Origin of the sequence: Erythrobacter sp. MTPC3 (assembly GCF_042854385.1) — a bacterium.
Classification (GTDB): Bacteria; Pseudomonadota; Alphaproteobacteria; order Sphingomonadales; family Sphingomonadaceae; genus Erythrobacter.
On the sequence record NZ_BTGP01000006.1, the window covers coordinates 25,323 to 48,201 of the forward strand.

Consider the following 22,879-nt stretch of genomic DNA (forward strand, 5'->3'; position numbering starts at 1 on the left):
CGCCGCGCAACAGTGCGGCTCTGAAGTTTGCTCCAGCGGGAGAATGATGTTGAAACGCACTGCCTTTATCCTCACCTGCACCGCCGCAAGCGCGCTTGTCGCGGTGCCTCTCCTGGCCCAGCAAGCCGAGCGCCCATCGCGCGAATGCATCCGCGAGATTGTTCAATTGTGCGGGCGGGACCGGTCCCAGATGAGAGCGTGCTTGCAGGAAAAGGCGTCCGAATTGTCCGAAGGATGCGCTGCCGAGGTGCGCGAACGCGCGACATCGCGCAGAGGCAACAGGTCCGGCAATACAGAGCAGGCTGCGCCCGCAATCCGGCCTGATCGCACAGTGTTTTACGGCGATCATCAGCGCCAGCAGATCGAGGTTTTCGCACCTGATGGCGCAGTCGATGAATTGCCCCTTGTGTTGCACATCCACGGCGGCGGCTGGACGGCTGGCGATCATAAGCGGGTGCAATCCAAACCGGCGTATTTCACGGGCCAAAATTACTATTTCGCCTCGACCGGATACCGGTTGATGCCCGGCGCACCGGTAGAGGAGCAAGCCCGCGACATCGGCGCCGCGATCCGGGCCTTGCGTGGACAGGCATCCAGCATCGGCTTTGATCCCGACCGGATTGTGTTGATGGGGCACAGCGCAGGCGCGCATCTGGCCGCGCTGGTCAGCACCGATCCGCAATATGCAGGCGCTGCGTTCAGCGCGATCCGGGGTGTAATCCTGCTCGACGGGGCCGGATACGATATCGCGGACAGCATCGCCAATGCCGAACGGCAGGCAGCCGGAATTTACAGCTCGGTTTTCGGCGATGATCCCGCACGGCACATGGCGCTTTCATCCGTCACGCATGTCGGCAGCCCTGATGCGCCGAACTGGTTGGCGCTCTATGTCCGCGAACGCGCGCAATCGAAAAAGCAGTCGGAGGCGCTGGTAAGCGGCCTTTCCAATGCAGGAGCTGACGCGCGGGCGGTGGCTATCGACAACACCGATCACGGGCGAATGAACCGCGAAATCGGCACCGAAGCGGGCTCCCAGCAAACGGCAGCAATCGGAACGTTTCTGGCAGAAATTCTGCCTTAGACGGTCGCCGTCACGTCGATCTCGATCATCAGTTCCGGCAAAGCCAGCCCCGTCACCTCAACCGTTGTGTCGGCAGGATATGGCGGCGTGAAATACTGCATTCGTGCATCGACGATTTTCGGAAAATTCGACATATCGGTAAGGTAGATTGTCACTTTGACAATTTTCGACATGTCGCTGCCCGCAGCTTTTAAAACGCGCTGGATATTTGCGAATGTCTGGGCGAGCTGGCGGTCGAAATCGCCCTCTCTCACAATCGCGCCATCATCGGCAATCGCGGCCTGACCGGACAGGAACACCAGATCACCAACCCGCCATGCAGGCGAGAGCGCGTATGGTTTCAGCGGATCGGGATCAATCGAAACAGGCACGGCCTTGTCATTCATCATCGTCCCCTTTTACCGGCGTGTTCAGAGTGCGGCGGGCTTCCCATCATCCAGCACATGCGTGCAGCCCAGCGCACGCGGGTCTTCGCCATCTGACAATTGTTCGACCGTACGCCAGCCATCGGCGCGCAATTGTGCGGCTTTCTTTTCGCTGAAACCGATTGGCAAATAAACGGTCTGCGGCGCGTCCGGCTGCGGTGCAGCCTCCGCCACGGCATCGACATAGAGCGTAAAGCCGGTGGCCGCCTCTTCACTGCCGCCGATGCGGTATGTTCCGCCGCGCCCGGCAGCGCCGCGCACGCCATTGGCATACAGTGTAAAGCCGAACCAGCTTTGATATTCGAACCCGTGGCGCTCTGTCGGGTCGAGCGTGATGCGCGCATCAACTCCGATGCGCGCAGCGACCGCTTCCAAACCGTCGAGGCGGCTTTTCAGTGCGCCGCCTGCGTCCAGATCGCGCAATTTCGCGAGCGCCTCTTCAAACGGGCCGGTCGCGTAGAGCAGCGGCAAATACGCTTCTCCGCCAGCCGCTTTCAATCCGCCTGCATCTTTCGTATCAAGCTCGCGCCGGACCGGCTCCACCGTTTCAGGTGCCAGCGGCATCGCCTTAGCAGCGAGAGTGTCGACCAGATCAGGCAGCGTGAAATCAACCGAAATGCCGGTAAGACCTGCGGCGCTGAGCGCGCGCACAGCCAGCGTCACGATCTCGCCCGCAGCCGCCACGGTGTCTACCCCGATCAGCTCTGCGCCCAATTGCAGGCGTTCACGCGCCGGGTCTAGCTGGCTCGCCCGGATCAGCGCGGTGTCGCCGCAATAGGCAAGCCGCAGCGGACGCGGCGCGGCGGCCATGCTGGTCGCAGCAATGCGTCCGATTTGCGGAGTGATATCGCTGCGCACAGCAAGGGTGCGCAGGCTCGCCGGATCGACGAAGCGGAACATGGTTCGGGTCGAAATGCCCTGCATCCGCCGCGCGAGCGAGCTTTCAAATTCCAGCACCGGCGGACGCACCCGGTCATAGCCATGACCATCCAACACATCGAGGCAGGCGCGCATCGCGGTGGTGATCCGCGCAGCAGAGGCTGGCAGGCGGTCTTCGAGACCCTCCGGCAGAAGATCGGAGGTCTGGGGATTGGTGGTGTCAGTCATCGCGAAAAGCGCCTGCGGTGATAGCGTCCCCGGGTCAAGCCCCGAACACCCGGTTCGCCGCGCGAAACCCGGGGACGCAGCATCATCAGAACACCAGCGGTGTCACCATCTTCACGCCTTCGACCTTTTCCGCTTCGGCCAGCACATCTGCGGGCAGCGGCTGATCGAGGCTAAGCAACAGGACCGCCTCTCCGCCGGCGTCGCGGCGGCCAAGGTTGAACGTGCCGATATTGATGCCCCGTTCACCCAACAGCGACCCGATGCGGCCGATAAAGCCCGGCTTATCATCGTTGACGATATAGAGCATGTTGCCTTCCAGCTCGGCCTCAATGCCGATGCCGAAAATCTCGACGAGGCGCGGCTTGCCCGAACCGAACAGCGTGCCTGCAACCGAACGCGGACCGGCAATGGTTTCGACCGTGACGCGGATCAGCGTGTTGAATGCGCCGTCGCGTTCATGGCGGATTTCGCTCACGGCAAGGCCGCGTTCCTTGGCGAGATACGGTGCGTTGACCATGTTCACCGTGTCGGAATACCGGCGCATGAAGCCGGCCAGAACAGCGCCGCTGATCGGCTTGCCATTAAGCTGCGCTGCGGCGCCTTCGCGTTCGATGCTGATCTTTGTCAGGTTGCCGTGTGCGAGCTGTCCGACAAGGCTGCCGAGGCTTTCGGCGAGCGCCATGTACGGTTTCAGCTTGGGCGCTTCCTCAGCCGACAGCGAAGGCATGTTGAGCGCATTGGTTACGCCGCCATTCACCAGATAATCGGCCATCTGTTCGGCCACTTGCAGCGCCACGTTGACCTGCGCCTCGGTAGTAGATGCGCCAAGGTGCGGGGTGCAGATGAAATTGGGCGCGCCAAACAACGGGTTTTCCTTCGCTGGTTCCTCGGCAAACACGTCCAGCGCCGCGCCTGCGACCTGACCACTTTCGAGGCAATCTTTCAGCGCAACCTCGTCGATCAGCCCGCCGCGCGCGCAGTTGACAATGCGAATACCCGGCTTGGCATTTTCCAGCCGTTCGCGGCTCAGGATGTTGCGGGTCTGATCGGTCAGCGGCGTGTGCAGCGAAACGAAGTCCGCCCGCGCCAGCAGCGTGTCGAGATCGACCTTTTCAACCCCGATTTCGACCGCGCGCTCCTCTGTCAGGAACGGATCGTATGCGATCACTTTCATCCGCAGGCCCAGCGCGCGGCTGGCGACGATTCCGCCGATATTGCCCGCACCGATCAGGCCCAGCGTCTTGCCGGTGACTTCGATACCCATGAAGTCTTTCTTGGGCCATTCACCCGCCTGTGTGCGGGAATTGGCGGCTGGGATCATCCGGGCGAGCGCCATAATCATGGCAATCGCATGCTCTGCTGTCGTGATCGAGTTGCCGAACGGCGTGTTCATCACGACCACGCCCTTGCCCGAGGCGTAGGGGATATCGACATTGTCGACACCGATACCGGCGCGTCCGATGACTTTCAGATTGGTCGCCGCGTCGAGAATCTCCGGCGTGACCGTGGTTGAGGATCGGATGGCCAGACCCTGATATTCGCCGATCCGCGCTTTCAGTTCTTCGGGGCTTTCGCCGGTGATCACATCGACATCGCAGCCGCGCTCTTCGAAAATGCGGGCGGCGTTGGGGTCCATCTTGTCAGAGATGAGGACTTTGGGTTTGCTCATGGAAAATTCCTTTGGCCAGCCGGCGCAATGCTGCGCGCCCGGCGGTTCTTCATGTGTTGTGAGAAAAGGCGGCGACCCGTCTTGCGGGCCGCCCGCCGGTCAGCCGTTCTTGACGGTGTCGTATGCCCATTCGATCCAAGGGAGGAGGCGTTCGATATCCTCCGACTCGACCGTGCCGCCGCACCAGATGCGTAAGCTGGGCGGTGCATCGCGGTAGCCATTGAAATCGTACCCGACATTGCGTTCTTCGAGCAGCTTGACGATTTTCTTGGGCACACCCGCCTGATCTTCGGCGGAGAGGCTGTCATACCAGTCGCCCTGAAACATCATGCAGACGCCGGTATTGGTGCGCTGCGCCGGGTTGGTCGCCATGTTGCGCAGCCACGGCTTCGCCTCGATCCAGTTTTTGACCATGTCGGCGTTTTTGTTGGCCCGCTCGAACAGAGCCTTGCGCCCGCCGATCGATTTCGCCCATTCAAGCGCGGCGATGTAATCCTCCGTTGCGAGCAGCGAAGGCGTGTTGATCGTCGCACCTTCGAAAATCGCCCGGTTAAGCTTGTCGCCCTTTTTCATGCGGAACAGCTTTGGCAGCGGCCATGCAGGGTCGTAACTTTCGATCCGTTCGACCGCCTTGGGAGAAAGGATCAACATGCCGTGCTGGGCTTCGCTGCCCATGACTTTTTGCCAGCTGAACGTCGTCGCATCCAGTTTTGCCCAGTCCATTTCCATCGCGAAGATGGCGCTGGTCGCATCGTTGATGGTGATGCCTTCGCGTCCCGGCTCCAGCCAGTCGGTATCCGCGATCATCGCGCCGCTGGTCGTGCCGTTCCATGTGAACACCACGTCATTACGCTGCGGGATGGTGGAAAGGTCGGGGATTTCGCCATAATCGGCGGAAAGCGTTTGCAGGTTGGGCAGTTTGAGCTGCTTGACCGCGTCCTGAATCCAGACATTGCCAAAACTTTCCCACGCGGCAACCGTTGCCGGGCGCGCGGGATCTAGCATCGTCCACATCGCCGCTTCGAGAGCGCCGGTGTCCGACGCAGGCATGATCCCGACGAGGTAATCGTCAGGAATGCCGAGCATTTCCTTGGTGAGGTCAATCGCATATTTCAGACGCGCCTTGCCCACGGCGGAGCGGTGCGAGCGGCCGAGCGATTCGGTTTTCAGTTTGTCGAGGGACCATCCGGGGAACTTCACAGTCGGACCGGATGAAAATTGAGGACGCTCAGGTTTGAGCGGCGGCTCGTGCAAGAGCCCACGTGCGTAGTCAGTCATGTATTCTCTCCTTACAGAGAGCTCGCGCGGCGTTGGGACCGCGTGGCCCGTCGGCCGCTCTAGTGATGTGGTTCATGAAGTCAACGCAGCAATGCCGGATTTGTTGCGTCCCTTCCCTCTCGCAATATCGCGCGCACTGCCCTAAACGTGCGACGCAATGCAGACTTCCGATCTCCGCATCGCCCTGTTCAGCGGCAATTACAATTACACCCGTGACGGCGCGAACCAGGCGCTGAACCGGCTGGTTGCGTCCCTGCTTGGCAGGAATGCGCAGGTGCGGGTGTATTCGCCCACCGTGGCAGAGCCCGCTTTCGAGCCGACCGGCGATCTTGTCAGCCTGCCGTCGGTAGGCTTTCCATTCGGGCGCGGTGAATACCGTTTTCCCACCGGACTGAATGCGAAAATACGCCGCGACCTGTCCCGGTTTCAGCCCAATGTCGTTCACCTGTCCTCTCCCGATGTGGCCAGCCATGCGGCGCTGCGCTGGGCGCAGGATCATGACATTCCGATCCTCGCATCGGTGCACACCCGGTTTGAAACCTATCCGCGCTATTACAAGATGGGCTTTCTAGAGCCGCTGGTCGTCAGGTTGCTGCGCCGGTTTTACAATCGCTGCGATGCACTGGTCGCGCCTTCGCAAAGCATGATCGACGAATTGCTGGCGATGGATATGCACGATGACATTTCGCTGTGGTCGCGCGGTGTGGATCGTACGGTCTTCTCGTCGGAAAAGCGCGACCTTGAATGGCGGCGCTCGCTCGGCCTTGGCGATGATGAGGTTGCGGTCGTGTTTCTTGGCCGGCTGGTGATGGAGAAAGGGCTGGACGTGTTTGCCGAAACCATCGTCCAGCTGCGCAAGCGCCAGGTCCCGCATAAAGTGCTTGTGATCGGCGATGGCCCGGCGCGCGGCTGGTTTGAGGACAACCTGCCCGGCGGCATCTTTGCTGGGTTCAAAACCGGCGCGAAACTGGGCGAGGCGCTGGCGAGCGGGGATGTTTTCTTCAACCCGTCGATCACCGAAACATTCGGCAACGTCACGCTGGAGGCGATGGCCTGCGGCCTGCCGGTGGTCGCAGCGGGCGCGACGGGCGCGTCCAGCCTCGTCAATGATGGCGTAACAGGACGGCTTGTCCCCCCCGGCGACAGCGCCGCCTTTGCCGAGGCAATTGGGCCTTACTGCACCGATCCAGCCCTGCGCATGTCACATGGCGGCGCGGGAGAGGCGCGCAGCCGCGAATACAGCTGGGAGGCGATCAATCAGGTCGTGGCAGACACATATTGTCGACTGATCGAAGACCGCCGCGCGCTGCAACGGGCCGAAGCAGGCGAAGCCGAAGCTGCATAAGACTGCGTTAGCGTAGCACGCCTGCACGCTTCATGCGGCTGGAATAGAGGAACAGGCCGATTGTAATGACCCAGATCGCGACTGCGAAAAGGGTCTGGCCGGCGGTGTCCATCGATTCCGGGAAATCAGAAAACAGGCGCTGGTAAACGGTCGTTCCGATCAGCCCGACAATCGAAATGCCGTACAATGTCACCGCCCATTTGCTGCGAAACAGCAGGGCGATGGAACCGAACAGACAGCCCCAGACACCCAGCGCCCAGAACGCGACGGCCCATGCCGGGAAGCTGTAGAAATATTTGAGCTGTTCGGGCGGCATCTCCATCCCTTCCAGCATTCCAAGTTCCGTCATCGTGTAGCTCGCAGCGCCGCCGGCATTCCATAGCAGGCTGACCACCCCGATGACCCACAGGTGCCAAGGCGTTTTCGGTTGTCCAAGTCTGTTCATGTTTCATCGCTCCTCTTGGTGAGGCCTTGTTCTACAGCCCCTACCCCTGCCGCATGGATACGCGTGAAAAAGCGGCGCGGCAAACGGGTTAACCGTCTGCCGCGCCGCTGGATTGGTTCGGGCGGTACCTACATGCGTTCGATGCGTTTCGCGACCTCATCGATTATGTCAACGATCTGGTCGATTGCGGTCTGATCGAGCTTGCCCGCTTTCGCGCGGTTTTTGAGCACATTGCCAAGGTTGCCCATTGCGCGGAACAGGTCGGGTGAGCGCTCTTTGACCTTTTCGGCGCGGTCGCCGTGTTCGTTGATGCGGCCCATGAGTTCGGCGACCTCGTCGGCGCGCTCTTCCAGTTCAGCAATGCCTGATTTCGTTGCCTTGAACGGCTTTTTGCTGCTGGTTTCCTCTTCCTTCTCCTTGCTCTTGGGTTTGGCCTGTTTGATCTGGCCTTCCTCTTCAAGCATTTGCAGCGTCGGATAAACGGCGCCGGGGCTTGGCGCGTAGCCGCCGCCGGTCATATCCTCAATCGCCCGGATCAGCTCGTATCCGTGGCGCGGCTCTTCGTTGATGAGAGCCAGCAGCGCGAGACGAAGTTCCCCCGATCCGAACATGCGCGAACGGCGTTTGCGGCGGCGCGGGCCGTCCTGCCAATCCCGATCCGGGCGCGGGCGTCCACGGCGGCGATCACTGTCGTCCCACTCGCTCGCCGCCGAAGCGGCCATCATTGCGATCATCGGGCCGAGATTGTTCCAGCCACCTTTTCCATATTTTTGCCAAGTCATCGTATTCTCCAGATATCTCTTACGCCGCTTAAGATATATCTTGGACCTATCGTTTCAAGTGCCGGATGGTATTTTCCGACGAGCGCCTTATCTCAATCCACGAATGGCAGATTTGTTTGGAAATGATGCGCCGGCGAGGCAATCGAGCAGCGACGCGCCGAGGGATGATGCGCCGCTCGCAGATCGCCTGCGCCCGCGCGCGCTGTCCGAAATAATCGGACAGGATCACCTGACCGGGGCAGAAGGCGCGATTGGCCGCATGGTCGCAGCGGGCAAATTGTCGAGCATGATCCTGTGGGGGCCGCCCGGAACCGGCAAAACCAGCATAGCGCGCCTGCTCGCGGATGAGGTGTCGATGCGCTTTGTTTCCATCAGTGCGGTCTTTTCCGGCGTGGCCGACCTCAAGAAAGCCTTTGCAGAGGCGGACAAGATGGCATCAGCGGGGCAGCGCACACTGCTGTTCGTGGACGAGATCCACAGGTTCAACCGCGCGCAGCAGGACGGTTTCCTTCCCTTTGTCGAACGCGGCACAGTGACGCTGGTAGGCGCGACGACCGAAAATCCCAGCTTCGCGCTCAACGCCGCGCTCCTTAGCCGGGCACAGGTGCTGATCCTTGAACGGCTCGACCATACGGCATTGGAGGCGCTGATCACCCGCGCGGAAGAACTCGAAGGTCCCCTACCCCTGACGCCAAATGCGCGCGCCGCCCTGATCGGACATGCCGACGGCGATGGGCGTTTCCTGCTGGGGCAGGCGGAGACGCTTTATAATGCGTCGCTGGACAAGCCGCTTGATCCGGCGGCACTCGGCGCGTTCCTGCAGCGCCGTGTCGCCGTTTATGACAAGGACCGCGACGGGCATTACAACTTGATCAGCGCGCTGCACAAAAGCTTGCGCGGATCGGACCCGCAGGCATCGCTTTATTACATGGCGCGCATGCTGACGGCTGGCGAAGAACCGCTTTACGTTCTGCGCCGCCTCGTCCGTTTTGCCAGCGAGGACATTGGGCTTGCCGATCCGCAGGCGCTGACGCAGTGCCTTGCTGCCAAGGATGCGTATGAATTTCTCGGCAGTCCCGAAGGTGAGCTCGCGATTGTCCAAGCCTGCCTCTATTGTGCCACCGCGCCGAAATCGAACGCTGCCTATGCCGCGCAAAAAGCCGCGTTCAAGGCGGCGCGGGAAACCGGCAGCCTGATGCCGCCCGCAAATATCCTCAACGCCCCGACGAAGCTGATGAAAGATATCGGTTACGGCGCAGGCTATGCGTATGATCACAATTCTGATGAGGGCTTTTCCGGCGACAATTACTGGCCGCAGGATATGGCGCCGCAAACCTTCTATGAGCCGGTAGAGCGCGGCTTTGAGCGCAAGGTGCGTGAACGCATGGAATATTGGGACCGCCTGCGGGCGCAGCGTCAGCGTCCCGGCGGCGCGGCAGAGATGCAGGACGAATAATGCGCGAATTCGATCATTTCGTTGCCATCGACTGGTCCGGGGCCAAAGGGGAACGCCACCGGGGAATCGCGATTGCCATTGCAGAGGCTGGTGGCGGCGCGCCGGTCCTAGTCGATCCCCCAAAGCGCGGGTTTTCGCGGCCCGAGGTAATGGAAATCCTGCGCGATGATCTGCCCGCCAATTCGCTGGTCGGCATCGACCTTGGCATCAGCCTGCCCTTCAACGATTGCGGCGCGTTCTTTCCCGGTTGGGAGGGCAGCCCCAAAAGCGCCAAGCGGCTGTGGGCGCTGATCGACGAGATTTGTGAAGGCGATCCGCATCTGGGCGCACACAGCTTTATCCAACATACTGAACTAGCGCGCTACTTCCGCCATTCGAAAGAGCATGTCGGCGACCGTTTCCTGCTGCCCGGCGCCGTGACGCGCGAGGGGCGTTTTCGCGAGGCAGAAACCGCCCAGCGCGCGCAGAAATGCCGCCCAGTCAGCAATTTCAACCTCGTCGGCGCGGCGCAGGTCGGCAAAAGCTCGCTCACCGGTATGCGGATGCTGCACCAATTGCGCGGCGATCTGCCGGTCTGGCCGGTCGACCCAGTCCCGGAAAAGCGCCTTACAAACGGCGGCTCCATGCTGGTCGAGATTTACACCGGCCTCGCCTCGAAAGAGACCGCAGCCTTGGGTGCGCGAACGAAATTGCTGACTTACGCCGATCTGAACGCGGCGCTTAATGTGCTGGAGTGCCCGCCGGTCGACCGGACCGGAGAAGTGGACGACCATTCCTCCGACGCGCTGCTGACGGCCGCATGGCTGCGCAAGGTCGCGCCGCAGCAGCGCCGGTGGGAGCCGAAATGCCTGACCGCCGAAATCGCCTACACCGAAGGTTGGACCTTCGGCGCGCTGTAAACGTCTGACCGCTGCCTAGCGATAGAGGTGGGAGATGTCGCTGCGCTGTTTACGATATCCGGTGCTGCGCAAATCCTCCAGCATGGCTTCGCGTTTTGCGTCCGCTATTGTAGGGGGTCCGGCATTTTCGCCCTGAGCCGGAGAACCGGCACTTGTGCCGAAATTCATCAACTCCAGCGTTTCCAAGTTCTTTTCGCGCACGATACCGGGGATCAGCACGCTGTCGAGCAGCCACCACGGTATCTGTATCACAAGGCCGACGACGCTAAGCCCCAGCAATAGCTGGACGATGCCCGATTTGGTTGCACCTGCATAAAGCCGGTGCACGCCGACCCAGCCAAGCAGCAGCCACAGGACATAGGTCAGCCCAACCGATTTGCGGTTCGCCTCGTAAACCATCTGTGTGTGTGCATCGCTGGCCATGCGTTAGTCCCTTCTCGCGATCCAAACTATTGCCGTCTTTGCCCCTGCTATCAAGCGGGAACGCGCGATGATCGACCAAACGCCGACGCGGTTCGTTCTGCGCAATTCGCAATCGCCTTCATTCCCTCTTGAGAGCCGCGATGCTTTGGACTAGAGGACCGCTTCCGATTGGAAACAGGCCGGCTTAGCTCAGTTGGTAGAGCAGTTGATTTGTAATCATCAGGCCGCGGGTTCGACTCCTGCAGCCGGCACCATTCCTTCCTCGAACATCGGTTCCTCCCACAAATTTGCAGTTTCCTCCGCGCTGCTCGGCGCGGCATCCGCGCACACTTGTGCGGACCGTCACATCTGCGTAGATCGGTTTCAAATTGCGACTTATCTGGAGGGATGCTGATGCTTGACCAACCGCTTACGCTGCCATGCGGCGCCGTGTTGCCCAATCGCCTTGCCAAAGGGGCCATGACAGAAGGACTGGCCACCCCGCACGGCCGCCCGACGGAAGAGTTGGAGCGGCTTTACGGGATCTGGTCCGATGGCGGCGCCGGAATGCTTCTCACCGGCAATATCATTATCGACAAGGATCATCTTGAGCGGCCCGGCAATGTCGTCATCGACATCGAGCCTGACGCTGACATGGCCGAAAGGCTGGAGCGGTGGGCAAAAGCAGGCACTCGCGGCGGCAATCATCTGTGGGCGCAAATCAGCCACGGTGGGCGCCAGACGCAAAAGCTGGTCAATCCCTCTCCCAAATCATCCTCCGATGTGACGCTGGCGCTGCCTGGCGGCCAGTTTGGCAAGCCGGTTCCCCTGAGCGTGGAGGAAATCGCCGATCTGACGAACCGCTGGGCGATTGCGGCAAGGGCATGTCAGCGGGCGGGCTTTACCGGCGTTCAGGTCCACGCAGCTCACGGCTATTTGATGTCGCAGTTCCTTAGTCCGCGAGTGAACCTGCGCACAGATGCCTATGGCGGGAGCCTGGCGAACAGGGCGCGGTTTCTGCTCGAAACGGTACGAACCGTGCGCGAAGCGGTGGGGCCGGACTTCCCCATTTCGGTAAAGCTCAACAGCGCTGATTTTCAAAAAGGCGGCTTTGATTTCGCGGATAGTCTGACGGTGGTCAAATGGCTTGAGGAAGCGAGCGTCGATCTCATCGAGATTTCCGGCGGCACCTACGAACAGCCAAAGCTGATGGGGCTGGCCGGAATGGAAGACGAAGAGGCGCAAAACGTCGCCCCCTCCACCGCCGCGCGCGAGGCATATTTTGTCGATTTTGCAAAAGCGATGCAGGACGAAGTGTCCGTGCCGCTGATGGTGACCGGCGGCTTCAGGACGCGCGCCGCGATGGAGCAGGCACTGGAGATGGGCGCAGCCGACCTGATCGGACTGGGCCGGCCGATGTGCGTTGTGACCGATGCGCCGAAGCAGCTGATCGAAGGCCGCAAGGAATTGCCGCGGTACGAAGACGGGCTGGATCTAATTCCGGCGTGGCTCGGCTTCCTCAAACGTTTTCAAGCCGTGAAGGCGATCAACGGCTTCGCTGGCATCTACTGGTTTTACCAGCAGCTTTGGTTGCTGGGTCACGAGGGGCGCACGGACGAAGGATTTTCCGCGTTCAAGGCATTCCGGCTTATCGATGCGCGCAGCAAAGCCATTATGCAGGCCCGAAGGGGCGGCTAAGGCGCAGTTTCCGCGAGCAGACTGCCAGCGTGCCTGCAACAGCTGCAAAGTCATAGGGCCCAAATCTGCCCCTACTCAGTGAAGCGATAGCGCAACAAAAAAACCGGCCACCCTTCGGTGACCGGCCTTTTTTGTCGTCACATGTACGTTCGGATCAGAAGCCGAAGCGCAGTGTCGCGCGGGCTGCGTGGCCGCTGTAATCTTCGTTGAAATCGCCCTGGTAAGCGAGACCAATCGAGAACATTTCCGACACGTCGATGCTTGCTCCGGCTGCCAGCTCAAAGCGGTCCTGCTCACGCAGCGGAAGGCGCGCGAAGAAGTCCGGAAGCTCTGTGGAGCTCAGCAGGAAGCTGCGCGGTGTATCGACCAGATCCTTGATCACGGTGCCCTTGATGAAAGCGTCAACACCTTCGGACATCTGTGCACCCAGTTCGATACCGCCGCGAAGTTCGATGTATTCGGCATCGCCGCGCTCGACTGCGAAGCCGAAACCGCCGGTTTCAACCGTGTCATCGAAGTTGATGCGTGCCGCGTTCACACCGATGCTTGGCGTGACCGAAACGTTCTCGTCCGCGAGCAGATCGTAACCTGCCGTTGTGCGAACCGAGAAACCGTCGAAATCGAATGACGAAGTGATCGGACCAGAGAAACCGGCAGCTGCGGTTTCCACGTCACCGGTCAGATATGCGACTTCGGTGTTCAGGAAGCCGCGATCCAACAGTTCAATCGCTGCGTAGAGGCCCAGCTTGATGCTGTCGACTTCGGAGCTCTTCAACGCCGTTTCATCGTCGTTTTCAATGTCAGCGTAGCTGGCAAGGGCACCGATGCGAACACCGTCAGTCGCCGCAAAGTCGAAACCCGCAGTGAAGATCAGCTGGTCGGATTCGTATCCATTCGACGTGATTGAGAGCGCGTCCTGTTCAGCACCGCGAACGATTACCTGGCCCCACAAAGCCGAACCTTCACCCGCGAGGTGACGATCCAGTGCTTCGCTGGCTGCGCTGCTGCTTTCGAAGATTTCACGGCCGATGCTTTCACTAAGCGATGGCAGTGCGCTGCCCAAAGCAGCCTGAAGCGCGTCGACATCTCCGAGATCGTTGAGTGCGGCAAAGTTTGCCGTGCTCAGCGTACCGGCTGTCAGTGCGTTCGACACGGCATTGCTGATCGACACGATGTTCGAATCGCTCGACGTGCCAAGCGGGTTGTCCGCAGTCACAGCGACCGACGCGTCGCCAACACGCGTATAGGTGAGCAGCAAGTCATCATCGATGATGTCGAAGGTCGCGCCATCATCGATGAAATCACCGGTCTGGCTCAGCACAACGACCGTCTGACCCAGCAGGGCCTCGTCAAGCGGTGTGAGAACCGTGATGGTCGATCCATCGTCCAGCGTCAGGTCGCCATCGACGGTCAGCGTATCCACGCCAAGGCCCAGGGTTGTGTTGCCAACAGCGTTGACATTGCCGGTCAGTGTACGATCGCCGGACACCGTGAGGTCGAATAGCTCGCCAAGCGTGATAGTGCCAAAGTCCGTCAGGTTGTCCCCGTCGAGCACACCGCCGAGGAGGGCCGTGTTATCGCCGCCACCGCCGCTGACGGTGCCGAGGATCGAAGACATGCTGCCTTCGAGGACGAAGGTATCGTCACCGCCGCCCAAACGGACATTGCCGTTGGTTGTTGCACCGGTCCACTGCTGGAATTGATCGACACCAGCGCCGAGAACCACAGCTTCACCGTTATTGCCGGTGATTGTGCCGAAGTTGGCAACCGTCACGCCGCCAGTCGAAGCCTGATCGACGAAGATGCCGAAGTCGCCTTCGATAACACCGCCTGCTTCGTTGGTGATGGTGGAATCTTCGGCGCTTGCTTCAAGGTAGATGCCCGCTCCAACACCTGCACCCGGTGCAGTCGCCGTAATTGTGCCGGAGTTGGTGAACGATCCGTAGTTGGCAATGATCGCGCTGCTTTCAACGCCGCTGATCAGGCCTTCGTTTTCGACCGATACGTCATCACCGCCGGTGATCGCATTCACGCTGTCGGACAGAATTTCGCCGGTTGCAGTGTTCAAAACGCTGAGACCGGTGCCGGTGGCAACGATTGCCTGCGAGTTGACCGACTGGATGACACCGCGGTTTTCAACCGTCAGATTGTCATTCGATTCAATCGCAGTTTCTGCATTGAAATCGGCGAGGATCGTGCCGCTGTTCTGAACGGTCAGATCATTGAAGCCTTCGCCCTCGATCGCTTCGTCGAAGTTGGAGCGGATCAGGCCGACATTGGCAATCGTGAAACCGTCATCGACGACGCGGATGCCGTCGTTGCCTTCGACATCGATCGAACCGCCGTCTGCGATGATGAAGTTCAGCTCTGGCGTTGTTCCGTCGTTCGGGTTCTCAACCGCGTCGAGGAAGACTGTGCCAGTTACATCGCCGGCAAGGAATGCGCTGTTGAAGATTGTGAAAAACAGATCAGTGGAGCCATTGAGCACCAGACGGCCGGTGCCATCGGTATCATCGCCATTGACCGGGCTGAAGTTCTGCGAACCGAACGCGAAACGTTCGAAGTCCACATATTCAGTTCCCAGATCGCTGAGGTCGAACTGGGCTTCGTTTTCGTTGGTGACGAGAACGTACAGCGTGTCGCCGCCATCGCCTGCGTCGACAACGCCGTTTGCGTTGCCGCCATTGAGAGCGAAGAAGCTGTCATTGCCGTCACCCAGTTCGACAGCAGTGCCGGCATCACCGGTCAGCGTGCCATAGTTGAACACCGAATAGTCATCGCCATCGGCAGTGGTGAGGGCTGCTTCGGTTGCTGAAGAAACCAGACCGAAGTTGACAAACAGGGCATCGGTGCTGGTCAGCGCGACACCATTGCTAAGTGCAGAGCTGATGACACCGGTTGCCGAGTTGATAACAGTTACGTCATCGAACAGCTCGACGCCGACAGAATCCGCACCGGTCGCGGCGATCGTGCCGTTATTGGTGAGGGTCGCACCGCTGCCGATGGAGACAACATCGGCGTTGTCGCCCGAAGTCGACATTGTGCCGTTATTGGTAATCGCAGCGTCTTCGCCAAAGGTGTCGACAGCTGACGATAATTCGCCAGAAGCAGAAATCGTCCCGTCATTGACGATCTGCGCATCAGTGCCGCCAGCAATTGCGATCGAGTTGTCACCCGAAGTCGTGATAACGCCGGTAGCGCTATTCGTGATCGTCGATCCTTCGCCGGCGTTCTGGTAGAAAGCGAACGAGTTCTCACCCGCGGTCGAGATCGTTCCATTGTTGATAACCGTGATCGCGCCGTTCGCTCTGATCGCATCGGCAAAATTATCGCCCAACGTCTGGATAAGACCGTTATTGGTGATCATCGAACCTTCGCCAACCAAAAGTGCGTTCGAGCTATCGCCATTGGTGGCGATGTTGCCGTCATTCACAATTGTCGCGGTCTGACCAACAACAATTGCGCCGCTGTCTTCGCCGAAGGATTGGATCAGGCCTGAGTTGTTGATCACCGCATTTTCTTCGATGTCGAGTACAATCGAATCGTCCGCAGTGGTGAAAATCTGGCCGGCTTCAGCATTGTTCACGGTCACTACCGTGTTAGCAAAACCATCGCCGTTGCTGAACACAACCGAGCCTGCATCGTTTTGCAAAAGGCCGGAATTGTTGATGACCAGACCGTCATTGGCAGAAATCAGCGCAACGCTGGAATTGCCGTAGATCGTGCCGGTGTTGTCGATGGTGACTTCGTTACCGGTCCGAACAGCGACGAAGAAATCGGAGCTGATGAAGCCGTTATTGGTGAGGAGCGCGTCGGAATTCAGGATGACCGCGCCATCCGCACCACCAACGATCGCGCCGTTGTTTGTAACCGTCGTGCCTGCATCACCGGTCACGGATGCGCCAGTTGAAAAGCCGGTTGATCCAGTTACGAAAGCGCCATCATCGATCGTAATGGTGATTGGATCAGCGGGATCGCCAGCCGAAGGGTCTTCGCCGACGCCATCATTATCGATGCCAGGCGCACATACGAAATTGTCTGTGGTGACTTCTGCGCACTGTTCTGCGTTCGCAGGCGCTGTTGGAGCAGTCGGCGCAGCAGGCGCTGCGGCCAGAGGAGCTGTTGCCTGCGCAAGAGCAGTGCCAGACAGACCAGCGGAAAGTGCAAGTGCGGAAGCACCGCCGATCACACGGAATTTCGTAGTAGTAGCAATAGTCATCAGATACCCCTTAAGGATCATTTCAACTTACAGTTTTGGAGGGTTTATCAACTTGCGCTACCGCAATCCCCCCTTCGCCAAGTGGACTTATCCTTACAATATGAAGAGAAAATGAAAAGGGCTCTTTGAGCTTTCTCAGCCAATATTAACCATTTAATGATTTGTTATGGCGGAATTCCCTGAGGTTACCCTCGTCCGCGATAAGGTTGAACGGCCTGATCTGGTAACCATAAATCTTTTGGCGGCGCGCCAGATTGCCAGAAAACATCAATCGGAATTCCGCCGCGCGGATACCAATACCCGCCAATTCGCAACCAGACAGGCTTCATCTCTTCCGCCAGCCTTTGCCCGATGCCGACCGTCACATCTTCATGGAAGCCATTGTGATTGCGGAAACTTCCCAGGAAAAGCTTCAGACTTTTTGATTCCACAATCGTGTCGCCGGGCGCGTAATCGATCACGAGATGCGCGAAATCCGGTTGCGAGGTGACAGGGCATAAAGAGGTGAATTCAGGCGCCGTAAAACGGACCAGATACAGCAATCCCTTGCGCGGATTAGGAACGTAATCAAGCTGCGCTTCTTCTGGGGAAGTTGGCAGCGGAGTGTCCTTGCCAAGAAATTGCGGGGCGGTTTTCTTTTCAGGTGTGGTTTCCATGCCGCGCTGTTGCCGCGAAATGTTGCGCTGCGCAAGCGGTCAACTGGACGCGGGCAGCACATCTTCTATTATTAACCATTCCGCCCCGCTGACCCGATCATGTTTCAGAACCAGAACGCAACCATGCGCACATCATCGCCTCCAGCCAGTTTGCTTAATCACGCTCCAGCGATTGTGTCGCGGGCGGGAAGGCGGCGCATTGCAATAATCTGCGCCAGTGCAATCGCGCTGACCGCGCCCGTGTCAGCATTGTCAGCGCAGAGCTCTCCGGGCAGTTTCTCCTTGCCTGAACCGACGCCTTCGCCAACCCCTGCACCGCAGGGTCCAGTGGATGTGAGGGACGGCGTAGCGATTGCACCGCGCCCGATTGCGACACCGACACCGTCTCCAGCTCCGCAAGAAACGCGCACTCCGGCGCCGCAGCCCTCGCCCACTATCGTTCCGGCGCCCGTGCTGGAAACAGCGCCAAGCGAAGCTGCGCAGCCTGCTGCGCGACAGACGGCCCCGTCGCCCGCACCTTCACCTACAAGGCCGGCGCCGAGTTCCACTGACTCAGAAACGACAGTGACTGACAGGCAGGCTGCCGAAGCATTGCAGCCATCGGAAACAGGCGCGCCAGATGCCATTCCCGTGCCCACTTTCGAGGATGACGGTTTCTACGATGACGCCTCTATCCCGAGCGTTACGGCAAATGATGCCGCGCCATCTGCCGCCCCGGATTTCCAGCCCGCCGTCGAGCAGGCTGGCGGCGGGACATCATGGCTAACGTGGGCGATTGGACTGCTGGTCATCTTGCTGGCGGCGATTGGCGGCCTTTTATGGTGGCGCAAACGCGCCGCCCCCGGTGCGGGGCGCGCGCAGTCGGTGAATGCGGCGGCAATGACCGCCGGCGTGCGCCAGATGATCGCAGCACAGCGATCCGATTTCACCACTGGCAAAACCTCGCCCAGTGCCCCGCCCGCGCCAATGCGCGAGCGAACAGCCGCTGCGCCTCCCAAACTGGACCTGCAGGTCAGCATTGTTGCGGCATCACGCAGCGTCATGAAATTCACGGCGCAATACCGCATTGAAATCCGCAATCGTTCGGATTTCGCTGTCCGGGGCATCACTGTCGATCCCGTGCTTTCGAGCGCGCGGCGCGATACGGAGATGAAACCCGGTTCCAACGGCGCAGAGCTCCACATGATCGAGCGGATCGGCCCGCATCAGGCGCGCACCGTAACCGGCGAACTACAAATGCCGTGGAGCGAGGTGAGCGCGTTCCGGCAGGCCAACACCCCGGTTTTCGTGCCCATGCTGCTTGTGACGCTGGCCTGCGAAGGCCTTAAATCGCAGACGCGCAAGTTTGTTGTCGGCACGCCAAGTGCGGTCAGCGGCGCGCGGCTCCACCCGATCCCACTCGACACACCGCCGGGCGGAATGACCGGTCTGCGCGCGCAGGAAGTGAAAGAGCCCGCCGCAGCGTAGATGCTGCGTGGCTGTGTGACCCTTGGCGCGGGAGGCAGGGCGCGCTACCCCTTCGCGCCATGAACGAAAGAGCGAAAAGCCTTATCTCAACCGCGGAATTGGCAGCGCGGCTGAATGACGGCACCCTTACGATAGTGGATGCGTCCCGCCACCTTCCAGCTGCGCAGCGTGACGCGCGCGCAGAATTTGACGCGGGCCATATTCCGGGCGCACGTTTCCTTGATTTGGAAAGTCTCACCGATCCAGCCTCCCCGGTTCCAGCGGCAGTGCCAACGGGCGATCAGCTCGCGCAACGGCTCGGCTCGCTTGGCGCGGTGCAAGGCAGCACAATCGTCATTTATGATGACAGCGCAGTCAAAACGTCAGCTCGCGCATGGTTCATCCTGATTGCGCATGGGTGGGATAATGTGATGATCCTCGACGGCGGCCTCGCCAAATGGAAAGCGGAAAACCGGCCTTTGGAAAGCGGCGAAACCCCGGCGGGTCCGGTGCCCAAGGCAGACTTCCCCCAAATCACCCGCATCCGCAGCAAGGCGGATATGCTCGCCAACATAGAAACGTGCGCCGAACAGGTCGTAGATGCGCGCGGCGCGGACCGTGTGTATGGCAAAGGCACCGACCCGGTGCATGGCGGTGAAAATGGCCGCATCCCAGGCTCTTGCAATGTGCCGTTTGGCGATCTGTTCAATGCCGATGGCACATTCAAATCACCTGCCGATCTGCGCGCAGCATTCGAGCAAGCGGGCGTCGATCTGGACCGCCCCGTGACCGCGACCTGCGGCAGCGGTGTCACCGCCAGCGTGTTATTGTTCGCGCTGCACCTGATCGGCAAAATCGACACCGCGCTGTATGATGGCAGCTGGCAGGAATGGAGCGCCGATCCGGCCACTCCCAAAAACAAGGGTCCGGCATGAGCGAGAACGGCGGCGACGAGAGAAAGCTGCACCCCGAAACGCGCATCACCCATGCAGGGCGACGGCGCGAATGGACAGGGGCGGTGGTAAACACGCCGGTCTGGCGCGCCTCAACCCACCTTTACGACACCGAAGCAGACCGCAAGGCTGCTGGCAAATCGAACGCGGATGGTGATTTTTTCTATGGCAGGCGCGGTGCGCCAACCCAGTGGTCGCTGGCAGAGGCGCTGACCGAAATGGAACCGGGCGCGCATGGCACCGTGCTGTATCCCAGCGGTGTGGCCGCGATTGCGGGATGTATGCTTGCGGTTCTGCGTCCGGGGGACCGGCTGCTGATGAGCGACAATGCCTACGACCCTTCGCGCAGCATGGCGACCGGCCTGCTTAAACGCATGGGCGTGTCGACGGTGTTTTTCGATCCGCTCGACTTGGATGCATACGCAGCCCTGTTCGAAGAGAAAGTCCGCGCCGTGTGGCTGGAAAGTCCCGGCAGCCTGACGATGGAGGTGTGCGACGTCCCCGCCATTTGCGCGATCGCGCGCGAACATGGCGCAGTGAGCATGATCGACAACACTTGGGCCAGCCCGCTAGGCTTTGCTCCACTGGAACACGGCTGCGACATTACCATGATGAGCCTGTCGAAACATGTCGGCGGGCATTCAGACCTGATGATGGGCGCAGCGAGCGCAGGGGAACGCTGGCACCGCGCGCTGCGCCGCACTTCGCAGGAATTGGGGCAGGTCGTCTCTCCCGATGATGCCGCCCTTGCCTCTCGCGGGCTGCGCACTATGGCGATCAGATTGCAGCAAAGCACCGCGAGCTCGCTTAGAATTGCCGAATGGCTAAACGGCCAGCCGAGCGTTACCGGGGTGATGTGCCCGATGCTGCCCGGCGATGCGTCCCATGCCCTGTGGTCGCGCGATTTCACCGGCGGATGCGGGTTGTTTAGCTTCACCCTCGGCAGCGATGATCCCGCGGCGAGCGGCAGGGTCGCCGACGCGCTGAACCTGTTTGGCATCGGGTACAGTTGGGGTGGGTTTGAAAGCCTTGCTCTGCCCATTTATCCCGATCAACACCGCGCCGTCATGACGCCAGGCAATACCGCTGATGGCAAGGCTGGCGTCCGTCCGGCCATTCGCCTATCGATCGGGCTGGAAAACCCGGATGACCTGATCGCGGACCTCGCACAGGCGCTTGCCAAGATGGATCACGAATGACGACAGCCGCCTCGCTGCCAGCAGATGTAACCGAAACCACTGATCCCGCTGCCGATGCCGCAGCGGGGAGCGCGGACGGCACGGCGCAAAACGCAGGCGAGACCCCTGCGGCAGACGCGACATCCACGCCCGAACCAGCACCCGAAGCTCCGACAGAAGTGCTGGAAGCCTCTGACGATTTTGTCGAGGGTGTGGGCGAACGCAGCGAAACCGCTGGGGCGTTCCTGTCGACGCTGCGCGAATGGGCGATTGAAACCGACACATTCCGGTTCTCGCTGCTCGATGCACTGCTGATCATTGCAGTCATTCTACTGGTGCTTACCGGCGCATGGCTGGCCACGCGGCTGGTTAGGGCGGCGCTGAAACGCGCAACCCGCCTTGATGGCAGCCAGACCGTCCTCGCCGAAAAGCTGACGACCATGGCGATATGGGGCGCGGCGTTCTTCATCGGGATCGACTTGCTGGGCATTGACCTGACTGCGCTGGCATTTTTCGGCGGCGCATTCGGCCTCGCGATTGGTTTCGGCCTCCAGAAAACCTTCGGTAACCTGATATCGGGCATCCTGCTGTTGCTCGATAAGTCGATCAAGCCGGGCGACGTGATCACGGTGACGGACGGATCTGGCAATGAAAGTTTCGGCCAGATTCGAAAGATCGGCATTCGCGCGATTTCGGTCATTACCCGGGACCAGACCGAATACCTGATCCCGAACGAAAATCTGATGATCAATCAGGTGGTCAACTGGTCGTATTCATCGCGCGATGTGCGCGTGCGCGCGCCCGTGGGCGTCAGCTACAATTCCGATATTCCGCTGGTCAAAGAGCTGCTGTATCAGGCGGTGGCGGATACAAATCGCATCCTCACCAGCCCGCGCCCGCGTGTGAACATCATGGAATTCGGCGACAATTCGGTGAATTTCGAGATCCGCTTCTGGATTCGCGACCCTGAAGAAGGCCTCGCGAACATCCGGTCCGATGTTTACGACCGCGTGTGGGAATTGTTCAAGCAAAACGACGTCGAAATCCCGTTCCCGCAGCAGGACATCCACCTCCGCTCTAGCAAGGAGCTGGACCGCCTGATCGATCTTCTGTCCGACCAGAAGGCCAAAGCAGCAAAATAGATCAGGCGGAGGCGCCAGCTGCCAGGATCAGCCGCCTGAATATGGGCCCACCGGCTTGAAATCGTGCGGAACAGGATTGGGCGTGACCGGCAGAGCCTGTGTTCCGCGCCGGGCACTGTTTGCTCCCATTTGCGGCAGCGCAAGCGGCATTGCGCGTTCGGTGAAAGCGGTAAGCTCTCGCCCGCGTGGAATGGTCCCGCTGCGCCCGGTGATGAACCCTGCAAAAACGCCCGCCGCCAGAACACCGCCAATCGTCGCGACCGTGTTGCCCTCACCATCCTGACGGAAAGTGCCGTCAATATCGATCCGGCGGCCATTCACCTCGACATACTCAAGCTCGACCTCCATTTTTCCCGATTTGCCAAAGGCACCCTTGTTGGTGAGCCAGGTGATACGGCCTACGCCCCGCGATCCCTCCGGGATGATGACATAGCCATTCTGGAAGACGCTGTGGGTCACGGTCAGCGAAAACGTATCGCCTTCGCTCCATGTCTTGCCTTTTGTCGTCACCGTCTCGTTCATCCGCATCCGCACCTCGGTGTTGGCGGGCAGGTAGGCATCGGCAGAGGGGGCAGGCTGAACCGCAGTTAACGGTGCAACCTCGGTTTGTGCGGCTTGCTGCTGGGCCGAAGCTGCGAAGGGCGCGGAAGTGCAGAGTGCTGCGGCAAGGGCTGATTTGGTGGCTGAACGCATGGGAA

20 protein-coding genes and 1 tRNA gene are annotated in these 22,879 nt (G+C 60.2%); 10 read left to right on the plus strand and 11 right to left on the minus strand.

The window, feature by feature from the left end:
- Window positions 1-43: 43 nt before the first annotated feature.
- The gene (locus ACGHU1_RS09495) at window positions 44-1,081 is read left to right on the plus strand and encodes an alpha/beta hydrolase (RefSeq protein ID WP_390586209.1); all 1,038 of its coding nucleotides are present in this window, start codon (window positions 44-46) and stop codon (window positions 1,079-1,081) included.
- On the opposite strand, the gene ACGHU1_RS09500 is transcribed toward ACGHU1_RS09495, so the two are convergent.
- The 4 genes from ACGHU1_RS09500 to ACGHU1_RS09515 form a co-directional block, all read right to left on the minus strand.
- Complete coding sequence (locus tag ACGHU1_RS09500; protein WP_390586211.1) at window positions 1,078-1,470, minus strand: RidA family protein; 393 nt, start codon at window positions 1,468-1,470, stop codon at window positions 1,078-1,080. The genes ACGHU1_RS09495 and ACGHU1_RS09500 overlap by 4 nt on opposite strands.
- A gap of 21 nt (window positions 1,471-1,491) precedes the next feature.
- Window positions 1,492-2,613, minus strand: a complete 1,122-nt coding sequence (locus tag ACGHU1_RS09505) for an ATP phosphoribosyltransferase regulatory subunit (RefSeq protein WP_390586214.1) — start codon at window positions 2,611-2,613, stop codon at window positions 1,492-1,494.
- Window positions 2,614-2,698: 85 nt separating this feature from the next.
- Entirely contained in the window at window positions 2,699-4,282 is a 1,584-nt protein-coding gene (gene serA / locus ACGHU1_RS09510) for a phosphoglycerate dehydrogenase (protein ID WP_390586215.1), read from the minus strand.
- A 99-nt stretch (window positions 4,283-4,381) separates the two neighbouring features.
- Window positions 4,382-5,560 (minus strand): phosphoserine transaminase, encoded by a 1,179-nt coding sequence (locus ACGHU1_RS09515; protein ID WP_390586218.1) that lies wholly within the window; start codon window positions 5,558-5,560, stop codon window positions 4,382-4,384.
- Window positions 5,561-5,717: 157 nt separating this feature from the next.
- Between ACGHU1_RS09515 and ACGHU1_RS09520 the strand changes: the two genes are divergently transcribed.
- Window positions 5,718-6,905: a glycosyltransferase family 4 protein gene (locus ACGHU1_RS09520; protein ID WP_390586221.1), complete on the plus strand. Its 1,188-nt coding sequence runs from the start codon at window positions 5,718-5,720 to the stop codon at window positions 6,903-6,905.
- 7 nt (window positions 6,906-6,912) lie between these two features.
- On the opposite strand, the gene ACGHU1_RS09525 is transcribed toward ACGHU1_RS09520, so the two are convergent.
- Together ACGHU1_RS09525 and ACGHU1_RS09530 are read right to left on the minus strand one after the other, a co-directional pair.
- Window positions 6,913-7,350, minus strand: a complete 438-nt coding sequence (locus tag ACGHU1_RS09525) for a hypothetical protein (protein ID WP_390586224.1) — start codon at window positions 7,348-7,350, stop codon at window positions 6,913-6,915.
- Window positions 7,351-7,478: 128 nt separating this feature from the next.
- Window positions 7,479-8,132, minus strand: coding sequence for a PadR family transcriptional regulator (locus ACGHU1_RS09530; RefSeq protein ID WP_390586226.1), 654 nt, complete (start codon window positions 8,130-8,132; stop codon window positions 7,479-7,481).
- 103 nt (window positions 8,133-8,235) lie between these two features.
- Here ACGHU1_RS09530 and ACGHU1_RS09535 point away from each other — a divergent pair, with 103 nt between their 5' ends.
- Together ACGHU1_RS09535 and ACGHU1_RS09540 are read left to right on the plus strand one after the other, a co-directional pair.
- A complete protein-coding gene (locus tag ACGHU1_RS09535) occupies window positions 8,236-9,588 on the plus strand; it encodes a replication-associated recombination protein A (protein WP_390586228.1) in 1,353 nt (450 codons plus the stop codon).
- Entirely contained in the window at window positions 9,588-10,487 is a 900-nt protein-coding gene (locus ACGHU1_RS09540) for a hypothetical protein (RefSeq protein ID WP_390586229.1), read from the plus strand. Before ACGHU1_RS09535 ends, ACGHU1_RS09540 begins: the two co-directional genes overlap by 1 nt.
- A gap of 15 nt (window positions 10,488-10,502) precedes the next feature.
- On the opposite strand, the gene ACGHU1_RS09545 is transcribed toward ACGHU1_RS09540, so the two are convergent.
- Window positions 10,503-10,910, minus strand: coding sequence for a TM2 domain-containing protein (locus tag ACGHU1_RS09545; protein ID WP_390586231.1), 408 nt, complete (start codon window positions 10,908-10,910; stop codon window positions 10,503-10,505).
- A gap of 178 nt (window positions 10,911-11,088) precedes the next feature.
- On the opposite strand from ACGHU1_RS09545, the gene ACGHU1_RS09550 reads away from it, so the two are divergent.
- Window positions 11,089-11,164, plus strand: a tRNA-Thr gene (locus ACGHU1_RS09550).
- 139 nt (window positions 11,165-11,303) lie between these two features.
- Window positions 11,304-12,587: an NADH:flavin oxidoreductase/NADH oxidase family protein gene (locus ACGHU1_RS09555; RefSeq protein WP_390586233.1), complete on the plus strand. Its 1,284-nt coding sequence runs from the start codon at window positions 11,304-11,306 to the stop codon at window positions 12,585-12,587.
- 154 nt (window positions 12,588-12,741) lie between these two features.
- Here ACGHU1_RS09555 and ACGHU1_RS09560 read toward each other — a convergent pair whose 3' ends face one another.
- From ACGHU1_RS09560 to ACGHU1_RS09570, 3 genes are all read right to left on the minus strand, one after another.
- Window positions 12,742-16,806, minus strand: coding sequence for an autotransporter domain-containing protein (locus tag ACGHU1_RS09560; RefSeq protein ID WP_390586235.1), 4,065 nt, complete (start codon window positions 16,804-16,806; stop codon window positions 12,742-12,744).
- A 185-nt stretch (window positions 16,807-16,991) separates the two neighbouring features.
- Window positions 16,992-17,462, minus strand: coding sequence for a preQ(1) synthase (gene queF, locus ACGHU1_RS09565; RefSeq protein ID WP_390586237.1), 471 nt, complete (start codon window positions 17,460-17,462; stop codon window positions 16,992-16,994).
- A 158-nt stretch (window positions 17,463-17,620) separates the two neighbouring features.
- Entirely contained in the window at window positions 17,621-18,010 is a 390-nt protein-coding gene (locus ACGHU1_RS09570) for a hypothetical protein (protein ID WP_390586240.1), read from the minus strand.
- A gap of 16 nt (window positions 18,011-18,026) precedes the next feature.
- On the opposite strand from ACGHU1_RS09570, the gene ACGHU1_RS09575 reads away from it, so the two are divergent.
- From ACGHU1_RS09575 to ACGHU1_RS09590, 4 genes are read left to right on the plus strand one after another with little or no spacing between them, the layout of a single operon-like run.
- On the plus strand, window positions 18,027-18,929 hold the full coding sequence (locus tag ACGHU1_RS09575) for a hypothetical protein (protein WP_390586242.1): 903 nt from the start codon (window positions 18,027-18,029) through the stop codon (window positions 18,927-18,929).
- Between the two features lie 59 nt (window positions 18,930-18,988).
- A complete protein-coding gene (locus tag ACGHU1_RS09580; protein ID WP_390586244.1) occupies window positions 18,989-19,843 on the plus strand; it encodes a sulfurtransferase in 855 nt (284 codons plus the stop codon).
- Window positions 19,840-21,060 carry a cystathionine beta-lyase gene (gene metC, locus ACGHU1_RS09585; RefSeq protein WP_390586246.1) on the plus strand — a complete coding sequence of 407 codons (1,221 nt, stop codon included), beginning with the start codon at window positions 19,840-19,842 and terminating at the stop codon, window positions 21,058-21,060. Before ACGHU1_RS09580 ends, metC begins: the two co-directional genes overlap by 4 nt.
- Window positions 21,057-22,181 (plus strand): mechanosensitive ion channel family protein, encoded by a 1,125-nt coding sequence (locus ACGHU1_RS09590; protein WP_390586249.1) that lies wholly within the window; start codon window positions 21,057-21,059, stop codon window positions 22,179-22,181. Before metC ends, ACGHU1_RS09590 begins: the two co-directional genes overlap by 4 nt.
- Before the next feature lie 27 nt (window positions 22,182-22,208).
- Here ACGHU1_RS09590 and ACGHU1_RS09595 read toward each other — a convergent pair whose 3' ends face one another.
- Window positions 22,209-22,874: a hypothetical protein gene (locus ACGHU1_RS09595; protein ID WP_390586252.1), complete on the minus strand. Its 666-nt coding sequence runs from the start codon at window positions 22,872-22,874 to the stop codon at window positions 22,209-22,211.
- Between the last annotated feature and the right edge of the window lie 5 nt (window positions 22,875-22,879).